Raw genomic sequence first — 16,723 nt, forward strand, 5'->3', positions numbered from 1 at the left:
GGTTTTCAGACGAACGGGCGACGGTGGTTCCCGAGACGAAACTGCGGTTGCGGGGGAGTAGGCTGTGGGCATCTCGTTCAAAGGAGGTGACATGGCCTTTCAGGATCAGGCGGATCGCTTCGCCACTCGACTGCATCTGTCGGCGGTGCCGCGCCCGGTGTTCATCGGCATCGCCGTGCTGTTGGCCGTAGCCGTAGTTGTGGCGGTGGGCTTGACGGCGCTTTCGGGAGGGAGTGCCTTCGAGGTGCGCACGGCCGATGATGCGGTTGCAGAAGTGGCGGGGAGTGGGGACAGGGATAATGGCGGCGGGGCGTCGGCTGGAGTTGACGGGGATTCGGGGACTGCGTCGGCAGGGGGCCCGAGCGGGGAGAATGTTGTGCTGCCCTCGTCGGGAGCGGAGGAGGCTGCATCTCTGTGCGTGCATGTGGACGGAGCCGTGCGGGCGCCGGGCGTGTACTACCTGGCTGCGGGCAGCCGCATCGTGGACGCCGTGGCTGCGGCGGGCGGCCTGACTGAGACGGCCTACACGGCCGCCGTGAATCTGGCCCAGGTGCTGCAGGACGGCGAGCAAGTGGTGATTCCCGACGAGGCAGAAGGGGGAGCCGCGGGCGCGGCGACGGCGGGCGGGAGCGCGGGCGCGGCGACATCGAGCAGTGCTGCGGCTCCCGTGAACCTCAATCGGGCCACGGCGGACGAGTTGGTGGCGCTGCCCGGCATCGGGGCATCCACGGCGGCCAAGATCGTGGCAGACCGCGAGGCCAACGGACCCTTCCGCGCCATCGAAGATCTGAAGCGAGTGTCGGGTATCGGCGACAAGAAGTTCGAGGCCCTGCGGGAGCTGGTATGCGTGTGAGCTCCCGCGAGCCGCTGGTGCCTCCGCGGCCCCATCTGCCGCCGGTACTGCTGGCAGGGCTGGCCTTCTGGGCTGCCGGGGCGCTGGTGCACCCGTTCCTGCGGAACGTCGGGGCGGAGGGGTGCGTCTTCCTGGGCGCGGCGGCTATGGCGGCCGGTGTGACAGTGGGGGCCGTGTGCGTGCGCCGGCGCGTCGTGCCCCTGGCGGCGGTGGCGGCTCTGGGTGTTGCCGCAGCTTTGGTGGCCTGCGCCGCCGCGGCTTGGTCTCTGACGGCCGCCGCCTCGATGGCCGGAGGCGAGCGGCTATGGGAGTGCACCTTGACAACGGATGCCCGTCAGTCGGATTTCGGTGCGACGGCCACGGCGCGCGCTGCGAGCGACGGGCGCGTCATAGCTGTGAGGCTGAACCTGCCGGCCGAGGCAGGGGGCCTCATGCGGGGGGAGCGCCTCACGGTGCGGGCTGCCCTGAGGGCTCCCTCGGCCGCGGCGGCGGAATCGTTTTGGAACAGCGGCCTGGCGGGATCGCTCACCGTGCGCGACCTGCCCGCGCCCGAGGAGCGCCGCGGGGCCCTGCTCGCGGGGTTGCGGCGCCACGCTATCGGGTTGATCGAGCGATACGGCGGCGAGGACGCGCCTTTGGTACAGGCCCTCGTGTGCGGGTGGCGCGGGCCCATGGAGGAGTCGGGTGCCTACGAGCAGTTCAAGCGCGTGGGGCTGGCCCACCTGGTGGCGGTATCGGGGGCCCATCTGTCCATCGTGACGCTGTTCGTCACGAGCGGACTGCGCCTGGTCCGCCTGGGCCGACGGGCCATCGCCGTGGTCACGGCGCTGTTCCTCGTGGGCTATGTGGGCTTCACGGGGATGCCCGTCTCGGCGCTGCGGGCGGCGTCCATGGCCGCCACGGGCCTTTTGGCTCTCCTGACCGATCGGCGCTCCTCGGCCCTGGCGGCCCTCGGGCTCTGTCTCATCGTGTTCGGCGCGGCCGACGTTTCCGCCCTTCTGTCGCCCTCCTTCGTGCTGTCGGCGGGATCGACTCTGGGCATCGTGGTGCTGGCGCCGCTCTTCACGTCATGGGCCGCCAGGGCCCGTCCCGCCGTGGCGGCGGCGAGCGCGCCGCTGGCGTTGACGGCGGCCTCGGCTCTGGCCACGCAGCCCTATGCCGCGGCGCTGTTCGCCCAGGTGCCCCTGCTCTCGCCCGTGGCCAATATGGTCGGAGCCCCGCTGTTTACCGTGGCCTGTGTGACCGGGTTCGCCGCCGTGCTCGCCGCCTGCCTCGTGCCAGCTGTGGCCCCGCTGTCGCTGGGCGCGGCGGGTGCGGCTGCCGCGCCTCTGGCCTGGGCGGTGCGGGGTTTGGCCGCGGTGCCGGGCACCTGTCTTCCCGTGGACGGCGACGCGGCCGCTATGGTGCTGCTGTCGGTGGTGATGGTAGCGGGGCTGTGGGCATGGTGGCCCTCTCCGAGCGGGCGGTCGCTGGCGGCCGCGGCGGGAGCGCTGGCGACGGCGGCGCTCTTGGCGGCGGCCCCGTGGCGCGCGGGCGCGGACGAGATCGTGATGCTGGACGTGGGCCAGGGCGATGCCTTTCTCGTGCGCAGCCAGGGGGCGGCCCTTCTTGTGGATACGGGCAATCGGGACGGTCTGCTGAAGGAGGCCTGCGCCCGACAGGGGGTGCGCTTTCTCGATCGCGTGGTCGTGACCCATCCTGATGACGACCACTGCGGCTCGCTGGAGGCCCTGGGAGATGTGGCGGCAGTGGAGGGCCTGCTGGTGGCCGACGATCTGCTGGAGTGCCCCTGCGAGGGCTGCGGCGATCTGCGAGATCGAGCCGGGAGCGAGCGCTATCCCGCGGGTGTGCGCGGCCTGAAGGTGGGCGATGCGGTAACCTGCGGCCGCTTCACTCTGACAGTGGTGTGGCCCGCCTCCTTTGCCGACGAGGGCGGCAACGGCGACAGCCTGTCGTTTCTCTGCTCCTACGACGGCGATGGCGACGGGGCGGCCGAGTGGACGGCGCTTCTGTGCGGCGATGCCGAGGCTGAGCAGCTGCGCGTCATGGCGCCGTCGCTGCCGGCAGACGGGATCGATGTGCTGAAAGTGGGCCATCACGGATCGAAGAAGAGCCTCGACGAGTCGCTGGTCGAGCGGCTGGCGCCCCGTATCGCTCTGGTCAGCGTGGGTGCGGGCAACCGCTACGGGCATCCTGCGCCCGAAGTGTGCGACCTTTTGGCCGAGGGCGGCTGCACGGTGCTGCGCACCGACGAGGTGGGCGATGTGACCGTTGCATTCTCCATGGAAAAGATCGAGGTGAGCACCGAGCACGCGGCGCCGTCGTCCTAATCGGGTACAATGGTCCCATGAGCAACGGAAACGAACAGAACAATCTGCTGGCCGCCTATCTGGCCGTGGGCGATGACGCGCTCAAGCGCAGCGCCGTCATCGAGCGCTTGCGGACCCGTCTGGCCAAGATGGGGGACATGGCCTTCAACTCGGACGACTTCGACGGCGAGCTCGCCGAGGGCGGGGAGATCGTGTCCGCCTGCAACACCATCCCCTTTGCCAGTCCGGTGCGCTTGGTGCACGTGCGCAACGCCGACAAGCTGAAGAAGGCCGACTCCGAGGCATTAGTAGCCTATCTGGGCTCTCCCAACGAGACCACGGTGCTGCTTTTGGAGGCCGAGAAGCTGGCGAAGAACACGCGCCTGTGCAAGGCTGTGGCCGGCGTGGGCCCTAAGGCGGTGATCGACTGCGCTCTGCCGAAGGCGCGCGAGCTGCCCCGCCAGGTGCGCGCCATGGCCACGAGCCACGGCATCGTGATGAGCGAGGGGGCTGCGGCGGCCCTGGTCGATCTGGTGGGCGAGAATACCGTGCATCTCGACAACGAGCTGAGGAAGATCGCCCTGGCCCACAACGGGGGCGATCCGGTGAGCGAGCGCGAGGTGCGCCAGCTGGTGGCCCGCACCTCCGAGGTGAAGCCCTGGGCGCTCACCGACGCCTTCGCCGAGCGCAACCTGGCCAAGTGCCTTGGGCTGCTGAGCAAGATGGATTCCGCCTCGCCCCATGCGCTCATTGCCATGTGCACCGGTCGCGTGCGCGATCTCATGGGCGTGCAGGCCCTGCGGGCCCGTGGCGAGGTGGCCGCCATCGCGCGGGTGCTGAAGGTGCCGGACTGGAAGGTGAAGACCATGACGGCCTGGGCCCGCAACTTCACCCCGGAAGAGCTGCGGCGCGCCGTGGTGGCTGCCCGCGATGCCGAGCGGGCCATGAAGAGCGGATCGGATCCGGACGCGGTGTTCTACCGCTGGCTCGTCGATACGCTGAAGCGCTCGTCCTAGCCGTTGCTCTCCACGGCCACGATGGCGGTGTGCTTGCGGTCGTAGGGCATGCGGAAGTAGTACTCTGCGCCGCAAATGCCCTGCAGGATGCGCCCTTCCCGCACCAGATAGATCAGATGGGCCAGGGTCTCGCCCATGGAGAAGTACTTCTGGTCCAAAGGCCAGCTCTTCCAGTTGGGGTAGCGCCACGTGGCATGCTGGGATACCTGCACGATGTCGTCGTGCCCGGCGGCTACCAACTCGTAGATCTCTTCGAGGCGCGCCCGGTGGTGCTCGATGAGGAAGTTGACGCGCTGGTGCAGGCCCGTGAAGGGCTTGCCGTGGGCCGGCAGCACCAGATCGACATCGTAGGCGCCCACTTTCTCCAGGCTGTCGAGGAACTCGGCCAGGGCGTTGTAGGCGGGGAACCACGACGAGACCGACGGGGTGATGCGCTCCAGCACATGGTCGCCCACGATCATGAAGCGATGGTTCGGCTCGTAGAGGCAGATGTGCCACGGGTCGTGGCCCGGCGTCTCGATCACCTCGAACTCGAAGTCGCCGAGCGTCAGACGATCGCCGTCGGCCAGGTAGGTCATGGCGGGGTAGGTGGACAGCGGCAGCAGCTCGGCCGATACGTGCAGTCGCGGGCCCTCGTCGCCGAAGGTCATGTCCTTCTGCTGCTCTAAGGTAGCGGCCTGCAGCAGCAGCGGCCCGTACACGTTGTCCTCCATCTCCATCAGGTTCTTCACTTCCTGGAAGGAGTGCAGGTTGGCGAACACGGGCATGCCGGTCCGCCAGATGCGGTCGAGGTTGCCGGTATGGTCGGGGTGGGAATGGGTGAGCAGCACCTGCACCTTGTCCCAGGAGCGGCCCAGGGCGGCGAGGGCGTCATCGATGGCCTGCTCGCAGGCGGGATGGTTGAATCCCACGTCCACGATGGTGGTGGTGCCGTCGTCGTCCAGGATGAAGTAGGAGTTGATGGCGCGCAGAGGGTTGTGGGGCAGGGGCAGCCGCACCAGGTACAGGTTGGGGTAGAGGGCCACGGGCTTGCCGAAGGGCGCGTCGGCGGCTGTCTCGGCGGCCAGCAGCGCCCCCTCGTCAAGCGTGATGCGCGGCGTGTCGCGTTCCTCGTCCATGGTTCCTCCCGGTAGTTGTCTATCTTGGGCCGCATGCTCGCGCGCAGCGACTCGGTGCAAGTCTCATTCTAAGCGAAAGCCGCCCCGAAGGGCGGCTCGCAGGGTTGCTTGTCGGGAAAGCGATGGCCAAGGGTTACTCGTCCACCTTCAGGATGGCCATGAAGGCCTCCTGGGGCACCTCCACATTACCGATGGCCTTCATGCGCTTCTTGCCGGCCTTCTGCTTCTCCAGAAGCTTGCGCTTGCGGGTGATGTCGCCGCCGTAGCACTTGGCCAGCACGTCCTTGCGCTTGGCCTTCACCGTCTGGCGCGCGAGCACCCGCCCGCCGATGGCCGCCTGGATGGGCACCTCGAACATCTGGCGCGGGATGATCTCCTTCAGCTTGTCGCACAGCACCCGCCCACGGTCGTAGGCCTTGTCCTTGTGCACGATGAACGACAGGGCGTCGATGGGCTTGCCCGACAGCAGGATGTCCAGCTTCACCAGCTGCGAGGGCTTGTAGCCGTCCATCTCGTAGTCGAGGGAGGCATAGCCCTTCGTGTTCGACTTCAGCTTGTCGAAGAAGTCCAGGATGAGCTCGGACAGGGGAATCTCCCAGAGCATCTCCACAGTGGTCTGGGACAGGTAGTTCATGGTGACGAAGTTGCCGCGCCGGCCCACGGCCAGATCCATCACGGCGCCCACGTAGTCGGGCGGGATGAGGATCTTCGCCTTCAGGTAGGGCTCTTCCACGTGATCGATGGAGCCGGGGTCGGGCATCTCCTGGGGCGAGTGGAGCGAGACCATCTCGCCGCCCTTCAGGTACACGTGGTACTCCACCGAGGGGGCCGTGGCCAAAAGGTCAAGCCCGAACTCGCGCTCCAGGCGCTCCTTGATGACCTCCATGTGCAGAAGGCCCAGAAATCCCACGCGGAAACCGAAGCCGAGGGCGTGGGAGGTCTCGGGCTCCCACACGAGGGCCGGGTCGTTCAGGGACAGCTTCTCCAGGGCCTCCTTCAGAGGCTCGTACTGGTCGCCGTCGATGGGGAACAGGCCCGTGAACACCATGGGCTTCGCCTCGCGGTAGCCGGGCAGCGGTGCGTTCACGCCCCCGTCGGCCAGGGTGATGGTGTCGCCCACCTTCACTTGGCTCACATCCTTGAGGCCCGTGACCAAATAGCCCACCTCGCCCACGTAGAGCGCCTTTTCGGGCACCTCCTGGGGGTGACGGGCGCCCACTTCCTCTACGAGGGTCTCGGTGCCCGTGGCCATCATGCGGATCTTGTCGCCCTTCTTGATTTGGCCGTCCACCACGCGGATGAGGGCCACCACGCCGCGGTAGGCGTCGAAGTAGCTGTCGAAGATGAGGGCGCGCAAGGGCGCCCCGCCGTCGCCGGCGGGGGCCGGGATGTTATAGACCACCGCCTCCAGAAGGTCGTGGACGCCCACACCGGTCTTGCCGCTGGCGAGCACCGCGTCGTCGGCGGGAATGGCCAGGCCGTCCTCGATCTCGGCCTTCACCCGCTCCGGCTCGGCGGCCGGCAGGTCGATCTTGTTGATGAGCGGGATGATCTCCAGATCGGCGTTCATGGCCAGCATGGCGTTGGCCACCGTTTGGGCCTCCACGCCCTGGGTGGCGTCCACCACGAGCACGGCCCCGTCGCAGGCGGCCAGGCTGCGGCTCACCTCATAGGTGAAGTCCACATGGCCCGGGGTGTCGATGAGGTTCAGCTGGTAGGTCTCGCCGTCGTCGGCCGTGTAACTCACGCGCACGGCTTGGCTCTTGATGGTGATGCCGCGCTCGCGCTCGATGTCCATGGAATCGAGCAGCTGGGCCTGCATGTCGCGTTTGGCCACGGTGCCCGTCAGTTCCAGGATGCGGTCCGAGAGCGTGGACTTGCCGTGGTCGATGTGCGCGATGATCGAGAAGTTGCGGATATGGGACAGTTCGTGGGTCATAATGGCTTTCTTATCGCGGTCGGTTCCTGCGTATGTGTGCGTCTCGCGAAGAATTGCCCCTCCCGGGCAGATTTCTTCACGGTGCTGATGCGAATCTTTGGTATTCTACCGCATTGTGTATCCAGCGATACGCACGCGCGGTGATTCCACCGCCAAATCTGCAGACGTGGCTGCGCTTGAGAGATTGCGATTGCTGGCGGCCTTCCGGGCTCAGGGCCCGGGGCTGAGAAAGCGGGCAAATCCCGCCGCTTTCCATCTCGCACGATGCCCGGGCGGGCTTTGCCGCTGCGCGTTCGTGTCGTTGGATACCGCAAAGGAAAAGGATCTGAAACGACCGAACCAGAAAGGGCTAGCAATCATGGCTAACATCAAGTCCCAGAAGAAGCGCATCATCACCAACGAGAAGCGCCGCATGCGCAATCGCGCCGTCAAGAGCGAGCTGAAGACCGCGACCCGTCGCGTGAAGGACGCCGTGGCCGAGGGCAATGGCGCCGCGGCCTACGCTGCCGCCTGCGCTGCCTGCCGTCTGATGGACAAGGCCGCCTCCAAGGGCGTCATCCACAAGAACCAGGCCGCCAACCGCAAGAGCGGCATCATGGCCCTGGCCAATTCCGTGGCCACCGCCGAGGACAAGGCCGCTTACGTGAAGCCGGCGCCTAAGGCCCAGAAGACCGGCTCCAAGAAGGCCGCTGCCAAGGAGGCCCGGAAGGCCGCCATGGCCGAGGCTTCCGCCGAGAAGGCGAAGCGCCGCGAGAAGCAGCTGAAGGAGGAGAAGAAGGCCGCCGAGCGCAAGGCCAAGGAGGCCGAGGAAGCCGCCAAGGCCGAGGCTGAGGCCGCTGCCGCCGAGGCTGCCGAGGGTGAGGAGGCTCCGGCCGAGGACAGCGCCGAGTAGCTTGCACGTCGCATTCGCACTCCCAGCGGGCCGCTTTCGAGCGGCTCGCTTTGCGTTGACGGGAGGGCGGGGCGTTTTCAGGGGAAGGGAACCAAACTCGCGTTTCCTGACACGCCCGTCCGTTTTGTGTCGCAAACAGCGGGTTTGGTTCCCAGGCAGTTCAGATGAGAAGCAATTGACCAGGGGTTTTGTGGCGCGTGGGAACCAAACGACCGTTTTGTGCCGCCAGTTGGGGAACCAAAGCGGTCGTTTGCGCCACAAAAAGATTGCCGCCGCGGGCGCTACCGTGCCTCTCGTGTCGCCGTGGGCACCGCAGTGCCTCTCGTACCGCCGCGGGCGCTACCGTGCCCATGCGTCTTTAGCCCTCGACCGGCAGCACGTCCTCGCGGATGTAGTTCGTCATGACCTTCGGCTCCACCTCGGGCGGGGTGATGCCGGCTTCGCGGGCCGCCGCGAGGCTCTTCAGCATCCAGGCCATGTCGCGGCCGAGGCTGCGCATGGTGTGCATGCCCTCGCCGTCGCCGGCAGCTTCGCCGGGCAGGCGGCCGAAGGCAACGCCCCAGTAGCTGGACGACACCAGCGGCATGTGGTTGAACTGGAAGTACTTGTTGATCTGGTCGGCGGTCTCGATGGCCCCGGCGCGCCGCGCCACGCCGATGCCGGCGGCCGGCTTGAAGCGCATGAGGCTGCCGCCCGCGTAGAACATGCGGTCGAGGAGCCCTATGAGCGATCCGGCTGCGCCTGCGAAGTAGACAGGGGAGCCCACGATGAGTCCGTCGGCCCCGGCTGCCTTCTCGATCAGCGCGTTGCAGGGGTCGTCGGCGAACACGCAGCGGTGATCGCCCTTCTTGCCGCAGATGCCGCAGGCGATGCAGCCCCGTATCTCCTTGTTGCCGATCCAGGCGATCTCGGTCTGAACGCCCTCGGCCTTAAGGGTCGCGGCGACCTCCTCTAAGGCCCGGTGGGTGTTGCCCTTCATGCGAGGGCTTCCGTTGATGAGCAGTACCTTCACGATTGTCTCCTCTTCTCGTGTTTTCGCGCGGCCCGGGGGCCCGCGTCCGTTAAACTGTGCCTATTCTACCCCGCAACCCCCCATCGTTTCGCAAGGTATGTGAGTATGGCACGAGATACAAACGAGGAATACGACTGGGTCAACGACCCGTTCAATGAGAAGAAGATCGCCGAGGAGCAGGAGCGCTATGGCATGAGCGGCACCTCGAAGGCGCTCGTGGGCGTCGGCTGCGTGCTGTTCGTCATCGGCTTCGTGGCGCTCATCGCCCTGTTGCTGTTCGGTATCCTGTAGACACCTATGGAAGGTCTGTTCGGGAAGTACCGGGCGCTTCTGGCGCCCATGGCCGGCGTGTCCGACATCGCGTTTCGCACCCTGTGCCGCGAGGCGGGGGCGGATATGGCCTTCACCGAGATGGTGTCGGCCAAGGGGCTGTCGTTCGCCAACGAGAAGACGCGCCATCTGCTGGCCCTGGCCGAGGGCGAGGAGTCGGTGGCCGTTCAGCTGTTCGGCCACGAGCCCGCTGTGATGGCCTCCCAGGCCGCCTGGATCGAGCAGGAGATGGGGGAGAGCCTGGCGTACCTGGACATCAACATGGGCTGTCCGGCGCGCAAGATCGTCTCGAAGGGCGACGGCTCGGCCCTGATGCGCGACCCGGATCTGGCCGCCGCCATCGTGCGGGCGGTGAAGGCGGCCGTGGCCCATCCCGTGACGGTGAAGTTCCGCCGCGGATGGGGGCTGGGCGACGAGACGGCCCCCGCCTTCGCGCGGTGTATGGAGGAGGCGGGGGCCGATGCCGTCACCGTGCACGGCCGCTTCGCCGAGCAGCTCTATCGCGGCAGCGCCGACTGGGGCGTGATCGCCCGGGTGCGCGCGGCGGTGAGTGTGCCCGTGGTGGGCAACGGCGATATCCGCTCGGGGGCTGACGCCGCGGCCATGGCGGCCGCCACGGGCTGCGACGGGGTGATGATCGCCCGGGGCGCCGAGGGCAATCCGTGGCTGTTCTCCCAGGTGCAGGCCACCCTCGCGGGCCGGCCGGAGCCCGCGCCGCCCACCGTTGACGAGCGCATCGCCATGGCGCGCCGCCATGCCGAGCTGCTCACCCATCGCGAGGGCCGCAACATCGTGCGCATGCGCAAGCACGCCATGTGGTACCTGGCGGGCCTGCCCGGGGCCGCTGCCGCCCGGGGCCGCATCAACTACTGCACCACCCTGGACGATTTCGATCGCGTGTTCGACGAGCTTTTGGAGATAGCCCATGGCGCACGATCCCTATAAGGCGCTCTACCTGCACATTCCCTTCTGCGTGAAGCGGTGCGGCTACTGCGATTTCGCCACGACGGCCGCGGCCGCGGACGCGCCGGCCATGGACGAGTACGTGGAATCCCTCGTGCTGGACATCCGCCGCGCCTCCAAGGGGGGCGAGCTGGGGGCTCTGGAGACGGTGTACATCGGCGGCGGCACGCCGAGTCATCTGGGCATAGCGCGCCTGTCCAGCCTTCTGTACGCCCTGTCGCTGTCGATGCACCTGACGCCCGAGGTGGAATGCACCATGGAGGCGAATCCCGAGAGCCTGACGGTGCCCATGGTGCGCGACATCTGGGCTTTGGGGGTGAACCGTCTGTCCATCGGCGTGCAGTCCTTTGACGATGGGGTGCTGCGACGGCTCGGTCGGGCCCACGACGGCGATGGTGCGCGCCGGGCCGTCGCGGCGGCTCAGGCGCGGTTCGAAAACGTGTCGCTGGACCTGATGTGCGGCATTCCCGGGCAGAGCGCGGCCTCTTTCGAGGCGTCGGTGCGCGAGGCGGTGAGCCTGGGCGTGACCCATGTGTCGGTGTACCCCCTGACCATCGAGCCGCACACGCCCTTCGACCGTGCGGTGATGCGCGGTGAGATGGCCGAACCCGACGAGGACGAGGAGGCCGCGGCCATGGAGGCCGCCCGACTCATCTTAGAGAACGCGGGCTTTCAGCGCTACGAAGTGGCCAGCTACGCGCGGCCCGGCTTCGAGAGTCGCCATAACACCGCCTATTGGACCGGCGCACCCTACCTGGGCCTGGGTGCCTCGGCGGTGACCATGACCCAGAACGCCGATCGGCGCATGCGGGTGCAGGACGGCCGGGTGGTGGACGATCTGGACGCGCGGCAGATGGCCGCGGAGGATCTGATGCTGGCCATGCGCATGGCCCGGGGGGTGGCCGACGAGACCGTGGCTGCGGCGGCGAAGCGGCTGCCCGATGCGCCGGCGGTATTCGACGAGCTGGCCGCCCTCGGCCTGGTGCGCCACGTGGGCGGCCGTTGGCGGCCTACCGACGTGGGGTGGCTCTGCGGCAACGAGCTGTACGGCCGGCTGCTCGATCTGGCGCCCTAGGGGGCGGTTTCTGCGCCCCGCTTCTTCTTCGCTTGCGGGCGGGCTGAAGCCCGCTCCCACGAAGGCCGCCCCTGCGAAGGCCGCCCCTGGGAGACTCCGCGTCTCTTCGCGGGCCTTCCACCTGCTGTTGTGTGTCGCTTGCGTCAAGATGGGCGCTCTTCTTAGCACTCTCGTTGCGCGGTTGCTAAAATGGCGTCAACAACGGACGGAAAGGAGAAGGCGATGCTGTCGGAGAGACGCCAAAAGGTACTGCGCGCGCTCATCGAGGACTACATCGAGTACGCGCTGCCCGTCGGTTCGCGCACGCTGACTGAGCGCCACCATCTGGGCGTGAGCCCCGCTACGGTGCGCAACGACCTTTCCGCCCTGGAGGATGCCGGCTTCATCCAGCAGCCCCATACCTCCGCCGGCCGCGTTCCCACCGATGCGGGCTACCGCACCTTCGTGGACGAGCTGCTGCTGTCGGGCCTGGCCGAGGAGGAGCGCCCCCATCGCGATATGGTGGAGGAGCTGCGCTCGTCGGCCTCCGAGTTGGATGCGCTCATGGAGCGCACCTCGGCGGCTCTGGCGCGGCTGACCAACTGCCTGTCGGTGGTGATGGCCCCTTCCGTGTTCGCCGGGCGCATTCACCAGATCACGCTGGTGTCGCTGTCCGACTGGCAGGCCATCGTCATCGTGGTGGCCGAGGATGGCCAGGTGGTGAACCGCACCATCACCTTCACCGAGGAGGTGAGCGCCGATGAGCTGGCTGGCGCGCAGAATCTGCTCAACCGCGTGCTGGTGGGTCAGTCGGCTCGCGACGTGCGTCGCAGCCTGGACGCGAACACCGTGGAGGCCCTCAGCGATCCGCTCGTGCAGCTCATCATCGATGAGGTGATCGATTGTCTGGGCGAGTCGGACGGCAACCGCGCCCACAGCCTGGGGATCTCGTCGCTGCTGCGCCAGCCGGAGTTCAGCGATGCCAAGGCCCTGCTGCCGGTGATGGAGGTGCTGGAAGACGATCGCGTGCTGCTGCACACCTTCGACGAGACGACCCAGGAGGGCGGCCCGGTGATGGTGCGCATCGGGCACGAGAACCCCGCCTCCGAACTGGCCGGCGTGTCCATCGTGGCCTGCCCCTACGGCCGCGGCGAGGCCGACGGCATCGTCGCCGTCATCGGTCCCACCCGCATGAACTACGCCTCCGCCATCCGCGCCGTGCGCGCCGCCCAGTGCGTGCTGCACGACGAGTAACCGAGCAATACCTGCATCATTTCCCTGATCAAGAAAGGCAAGACGCTTCACCATGGCCGCAAACAAGGACTTGTACGAAATTCTCGGCGTCTCCCGCGACGCCTCCGAAGCCGAGATCAAGAAGGCGTTCCGCCATCGGGCTCGCGAGTTGCATCCCGACGTGAACAAGGCACCGGATGCAGAAGACCAGTTCAAGGAATTGAACGAGGCCTACGACGTGCTGAGCGACCCGCAGAAGAAGGCGGCCTACGACCGCTTCGGCACCATCCCGGGCGCAGCGGGCGGGGCCGGCCCCTACGGCGGTGTGAACATCGACTTCGAGGACTTGTTCGGCGGCGGCTTCGGCGGCATGGGCGACATCTTCTCCACCTTCTTCGGCGGGGCCGCGGCCGGCGGCGCGGGCCGCACGGTGCGCAAGGACGGCCGCGACATGGGTGTGGGCATCCGCATCACCCTGGCCGAGGCGGCCACGGGCGAGAAGAAGGAGATCGTCTACGACCGTCTGGCGCCGTGCCCCGACTGCGACGGCACGGGCCTGGGCGAGGACGGCAAGGAAGTGACCTGCCCCGAGTGCGACGGCCGCGGCCGCGTCGTCACGGTGCAGCACACTTTCCTGGGCGACATGCAGTCGGCCACCACCTGCCCTGAGTGCCACGGTACGGGCACGATCGTCGAGAACCCGTGCCCCGAGTGCGAGGGCCAGGGCCGCGTGCCCGATCGCCAGCGCGTGTCGGTGGAGGTGCCGCGGGGCATCCGCGACGGCCAGCAGCTGCGCATCCACGGCTTCGGCGAGGCGGGCATGCAGGGCGCGCCGGCCGGCGACCTCATCGTCACCGTGCGTATCGCGCCGGACGAGTTCTTCGAGCGCGACGGCGACAACCTGCACTGCAAGCTGGTAGTGCCCATGGTGCAGGCGGCACTCGGCGCCGATGTGGAGATCGACGGCATCTTCGAGGACGAGAAGGTTACCATCAAGGTGCCCGAGGGCTGTCAGAACAACCAGGTGGTGCGCGTGAAGGGCTTCGGTATGCCGCGGCTGAAGAGCGATGTGCGGGGCGATTTGTTCGCGCATATCGACGTGGAGATCCCGAAGAAGCTGTCGAAGCGCGAGCGCGAGCTTTTGGAGGAACTGGCCGCCGAGATGGGCGAGAGCGTGAACGAGGGCCGCACGCCCCTGCAGAAGCTGCGCGACATTTTCGAGTAGGCGGAAAGCGAGCGATCCCATGTCCCTTCCGCGATTCTTCCTGGAAAACCAGGTCTTGGCCGCCGAGACGGAGGCGGTATTTCCGCTGCGGCTGGCCGCCGACGATGCCAGGCACGCGAAGGTGCTGCGGCTGGCGGCGGGCGAGCACATCGCCGTGATCGATGCGGCCCAGGATTATTTCGAGTGCGTGATCGCCGATTTCTCCGACGGGCTGCCGCTGGTGTCCATCGCGCGCCACGATGACGGCGGGGTATCGGGCCCTCAGGTGGTATTGCTCCAGGGCCTGGCCAAGGGCGACAAGATGGAGACGGTCATCCGCCACGCCACCGAGGTGGGCGTAGCGGCCTTCGTGCCCTTGGCCTGCGCGCGCTCGGTCGTGAAGCTCGCCGGCAAGAAGGCCGCGACCAAGACCGAGCGGTGGCGCGCCATCGCCAAGAGCGCCGCCATGCAATCGGGCCAGCTCCGCATCCCCGAGGTGAGCGAGCCGGTGGGCGTGAGGGCGGCGGCCGAGATGATAGTGGGCGCCACCTGCGTGCTCGTGTGCTGGGAGGAGGCGCCCGAGACGGCGCGCCTTTCCGAGGCGGTGCAGGGCGCCCTCGTCGCAACCCGCACACCGGCGGCTGATGCTCGGGTGGCCGTAGTGGTGGGTCCTGAAGGGGGTCTGACCGAAGACGAGGTGCAGGTGCTTCTGGCCTGCAATCCCCGGGCCCGTCTCGTGACGCTGGGACCCTCCATCCTGCGCACCGAGACCGCGGGCATCGTGGCTCCGGCGCTGGCGCTCTACGAGCTGGGCGGCATGGGCAACGCATGAGATTCTCCATCGTCAATTTGGGCTGCAAGGTGAACCAGGTCGAGTCCGACGCCTTCGAGAAGCTGCTCGGCCGCGCCTCGGCCTGCTACAGCGCGCCCGAGGCGGCTGACCTCATCATTGTGAACACCTGCACGGTGACCGGCGAGGCGGAGAAGAAGACGCGCAAGAGCGTGCGCCAGGCCCTGCGGGCCAACGACCACGCCCGCGTGATCGTGACAGGCTGCGCCTCGGCTATCGACCCGACGTTCTTCGCTGAGCTGGGAGAGCGCGTTATAGTGGTGCCCAAGGCCGAGATGGAGGCGTTCTTGGCCGAGCTGGCTGCGGATGGGAGCGGCTTTTCCGGCGAGGGCGGGGCGGGGCTGCACCATGGGCATGCCCGCATCGGCATCAAGGTGCAGGACGGTTGCGATAACGCCTGCACTTACTGCATCGTGCATGTGGCCCGGGGCCGCGCGACGAGCCGGCCGGCCGAGGCTGTGGTGGCCGAGGCGGTGGCCCTGGCGCAATCCGGGGTGCGCGAGATCGTGCTCACGGGCATCAACCTGGGGTCCTACGACGCCGACGGCCTGGATCTGGCCGACCTGTGCCGCCGCCTGCTCGCCGAGACGGCCGAGCTGCACGCGCCGGGCGAGCCGCCCTGCCGCTTCCGCATCGGCTCGGTCGAGCCCATGGACGTGTCGATGGACCTCATCGGCCTTCTCGCCGAGGCCGGGGGGCGCCTCTGTCGCCACCTGCACTTGCCCCTGCAATCGGGCTCGTCGAAGGTGCTGCGGGAGATGGGCCGCCCCTACGATGCCGAAGAGTACCGCCAGCTTGTGGACTACCTGCGCGCCATGGTGCCCGAGATCGCGCTCACCACCGACATCATCGTGGGCTTTCCGGGCGAGACCGACGAGGACTTCGAGGACACCTGTGCCTTGGCCCGCCACGTCGGCTTCGCGAAGATCCATGTGTTTCCGTACTCGCGGCGCGAGGGAACGCCGGCGGCTGAGCGGTCCGACCAGGTGCCTCCCGGGGAAAAGGCCGCCCGGGCGGCCTGTTTGCGCGCCCTGACCGACGAGCTGGCCGCGGCCGATCGCGCCGCGCGTGCGGGCACGGTCGAGCTTGCTCTTGTGGAAACCCCCGGAATTGCCACTACCGAAAGCTACCACGAGATGCCCGTGCCCGCCGGTGCCGCCATCGGTTCTCTTGTCCCGGTAAAAATAGGATAGCCACGCGGGGCGCGATACCCCCCGAGCAAGAGGCGCCCATAATTGCGGCTTGCGCTCTGCGAGGATCCTCTTTCGGTCGGCGAACACCCCCGTTTCTGCGCGAAATCGTGAGTTATGAGCGTCTCGGGGCCGGCGAAGGGCCGAATTCCACGGCACCTTCCACGAAAACGCCTGGTCAGAATATCGCTGCAACCTCTGATGTCGCGGGCTTTGCGTACTGGGATATCCTCAGACGCTCATAACTCGCGATTTCGTGCAATTTCGAGATAGTTCGTCAGCCAAAGCGCATCATACGTCTTGAACACCAAACGGCAAAAGCCCCGCAGGCTTTGGTGCCTGCGGGGCTCAAGAGAGAGAGGGGGGGGTATGGCAGGGCTGGGTTCGTCCCAGTCGAGGTTGCCTTAGGCGAACGGATCCAAGTCCGGAATCTTCTCATCGGCGTTACCGCCGGCAGCGTTGATGCCGGCCATGCGGTCGAAGGTCACGCAACGGCCGTGGCCGATGCCGGGCACGTAGGTGGGGTAGTCGCCCGCGCCGAAGGAGTCGCCCGCCGCCGAGCCGCAGACATAGAGGCCCTGTCGGGGCCGCTGTGGTCTTCTATGTGACGAGCGTCGTGTTCAAGATGGACTTCGACCACCTGACCTACCAGGTGGCCCCGCTGCTCATGGCCGCTGGTTTTCTGTGTCTGCCCCTGCACGAGCCGTTCTCCATTATCGGCACGGCGGTGCATCAGTCCGGCTACCCGTAGCCTACTCGC

At 67.5% G+C, this 16,723-nt stretch carries 15 protein-coding genes; 12 read left to right on the forward strand and 3 right to left on the reverse strand.

Annotation, left to right across the window (positions count from 1 at the left end; all coding sequences use genetic code 11):
• Positions 1-91: 91 nt before the first annotated feature.
• From G503_RS0102125 to holA, 3 genes are read left to right on the forward strand one after another with little or no spacing between them, the layout of a single operon-like run.
• Complete coding sequence (locus G503_RS0102125) at positions 92-853, forward strand: ComEA family DNA-binding protein (RefSeq protein WP_028026285.1); 762 nt, start codon at positions 92-94, stop codon at positions 851-853.
• The gene (locus G503_RS0102130) at positions 844-3,183 is read left to right on the forward strand and encodes a ComEC/Rec2 family competence protein (RefSeq protein ID WP_028026286.1); all 2,340 of its coding nucleotides are present in this window, start codon (positions 844-846) and stop codon (positions 3,181-3,183) included. The genes G503_RS0102125 and G503_RS0102130 overlap by 10 nt, the downstream gene beginning before the upstream one ends.
• A 17-nt stretch (positions 3,184-3,200) precedes the next feature.
• Positions 3,201-4,178 (forward strand): DNA polymerase III subunit delta, encoded by a 978-nt coding sequence (gene holA / locus G503_RS0102135; RefSeq protein WP_028026287.1) that lies wholly within the window; start codon positions 3,201-3,203, stop codon positions 4,176-4,178.
• Here holA and G503_RS13210 read toward each other — a convergent pair.
• Complete coding sequence (locus G503_RS13210) at positions 4,175-5,296, reverse strand: MBL fold metallo-hydrolase (protein WP_051190833.1); 1,122 nt, start codon at positions 5,294-5,296, stop codon at positions 4,175-4,177. The genes holA and G503_RS13210 overlap by 4 nt on opposite strands.
• Before the next feature lie 133 nt (positions 5,297-5,429).
• Positions 5,430-7,235 (reverse strand): translation elongation factor 4, encoded by a 1,806-nt coding sequence (gene lepA, locus G503_RS0102145; RefSeq protein WP_028026288.1) that lies wholly within the window; start codon positions 7,233-7,235, stop codon positions 5,430-5,432.
• A 358-nt stretch (positions 7,236-7,593) separates the two neighbouring features.
• Here lepA and rpsT point away from each other — a divergent pair, with 358 nt between their 5' ends.
• Positions 7,594-8,127 carry a 30S ribosomal protein S20 gene (gene rpsT, locus G503_RS16840; RefSeq protein WP_028026289.1) on the forward strand — a complete coding sequence of 178 codons (534 nt, stop codon included), beginning with the start codon at positions 7,594-7,596 and terminating at the stop codon, positions 8,125-8,127.
• Positions 8,128-8,485: 358 nt separating this feature from the next.
• Here the strand turns inward: rpsT and G503_RS0102155 are convergent, their stop codons facing one another.
• Complete coding sequence (locus G503_RS0102155; RefSeq protein ID WP_028026290.1) at positions 8,486-9,139, reverse strand: flavodoxin family protein; 654 nt, start codon at positions 9,137-9,139, stop codon at positions 8,486-8,488.
• A gap of 105 nt (positions 9,140-9,244) precedes the next feature.
• Between G503_RS0102155 and G503_RS0102160 the strand changes: the two genes are divergently transcribed.
• The 8 genes from G503_RS0102160 to G503_RS16635 all read left to right on the forward strand — a co-directional run bounded on the left by G503_RS0102160 (position 9,245) and on the right by G503_RS16635 (position 16,714).
• Positions 9,245-9,430, forward strand: a complete 186-nt coding sequence (locus tag G503_RS0102160) for a hypothetical protein (protein WP_028026291.1) — start codon at positions 9,245-9,247, stop codon at positions 9,428-9,430.
• Positions 9,431-9,436: 6 nt separating this feature from the next.
• Positions 9,437-10,414: a tRNA dihydrouridine synthase DusB gene (gene dusB / locus G503_RS0102165; protein ID WP_028026292.1), complete on the forward strand. Its 978-nt coding sequence runs from the start codon at positions 9,437-9,439 to the stop codon at positions 10,412-10,414.
• Complete coding sequence (gene hemW, locus G503_RS0102170) at positions 10,395-11,507, forward strand: radical SAM family heme chaperone HemW (RefSeq protein WP_028026293.1); 1,113 nt, start codon at positions 10,395-10,397, stop codon at positions 11,505-11,507. The genes dusB and hemW overlap by 20 nt, the downstream gene beginning before the upstream one ends.
• 222 nt (positions 11,508-11,729) lie before the next feature.
• Complete coding sequence (gene hrcA, locus G503_RS0102175) at positions 11,730-12,740, forward strand: heat-inducible transcriptional repressor HrcA (RefSeq protein WP_028026294.1); 1,011 nt, start codon at positions 11,730-11,732, stop codon at positions 12,738-12,740.
• A gap of 52 nt (positions 12,741-12,792) precedes the next feature.
• Positions 12,793-13,944 (forward strand): molecular chaperone DnaJ, encoded by a 1,152-nt coding sequence (gene dnaJ / locus G503_RS0102180; RefSeq protein ID WP_028026295.1) that lies wholly within the window; start codon positions 12,793-12,795, stop codon positions 13,942-13,944.
• 19 nt (positions 13,945-13,963) lie between these two features.
• Positions 13,964-14,755, forward strand: a complete 792-nt coding sequence (locus G503_RS0102185) for an RsmE family RNA methyltransferase (RefSeq protein WP_028026296.1) — start codon at positions 13,964-13,966, stop codon at positions 14,753-14,755.
• Positions 14,752-15,966, forward strand: coding sequence for a MiaB/RimO family radical SAM methylthiotransferase (locus G503_RS0102190; protein WP_028026297.1), 1,215 nt, complete (start codon positions 14,752-14,754; stop codon positions 15,964-15,966). The genes G503_RS0102185 and G503_RS0102190 overlap by 4 nt, the downstream gene beginning before the upstream one ends.
• A 589-nt stretch (positions 15,967-16,555) precedes the next feature.
• The gene (locus G503_RS16635) at positions 16,556-16,714 is read left to right on the forward strand and encodes a hypothetical protein (protein ID WP_235715470.1); all 159 of its coding nucleotides are present in this window, start codon (positions 16,556-16,558) and stop codon (positions 16,712-16,714) included.
• Positions 16,715-16,723 lie beyond the last annotated feature (9 nt).

This window comes from Adlercreutzia mucosicola DSM 19490 (assembly GCF_000422625.1).
Classification (GTDB): Bacteria; Actinomycetota; Coriobacteriia; order Coriobacteriales; family Eggerthellaceae; genus Adlercreutzia; species Adlercreutzia mucosicola.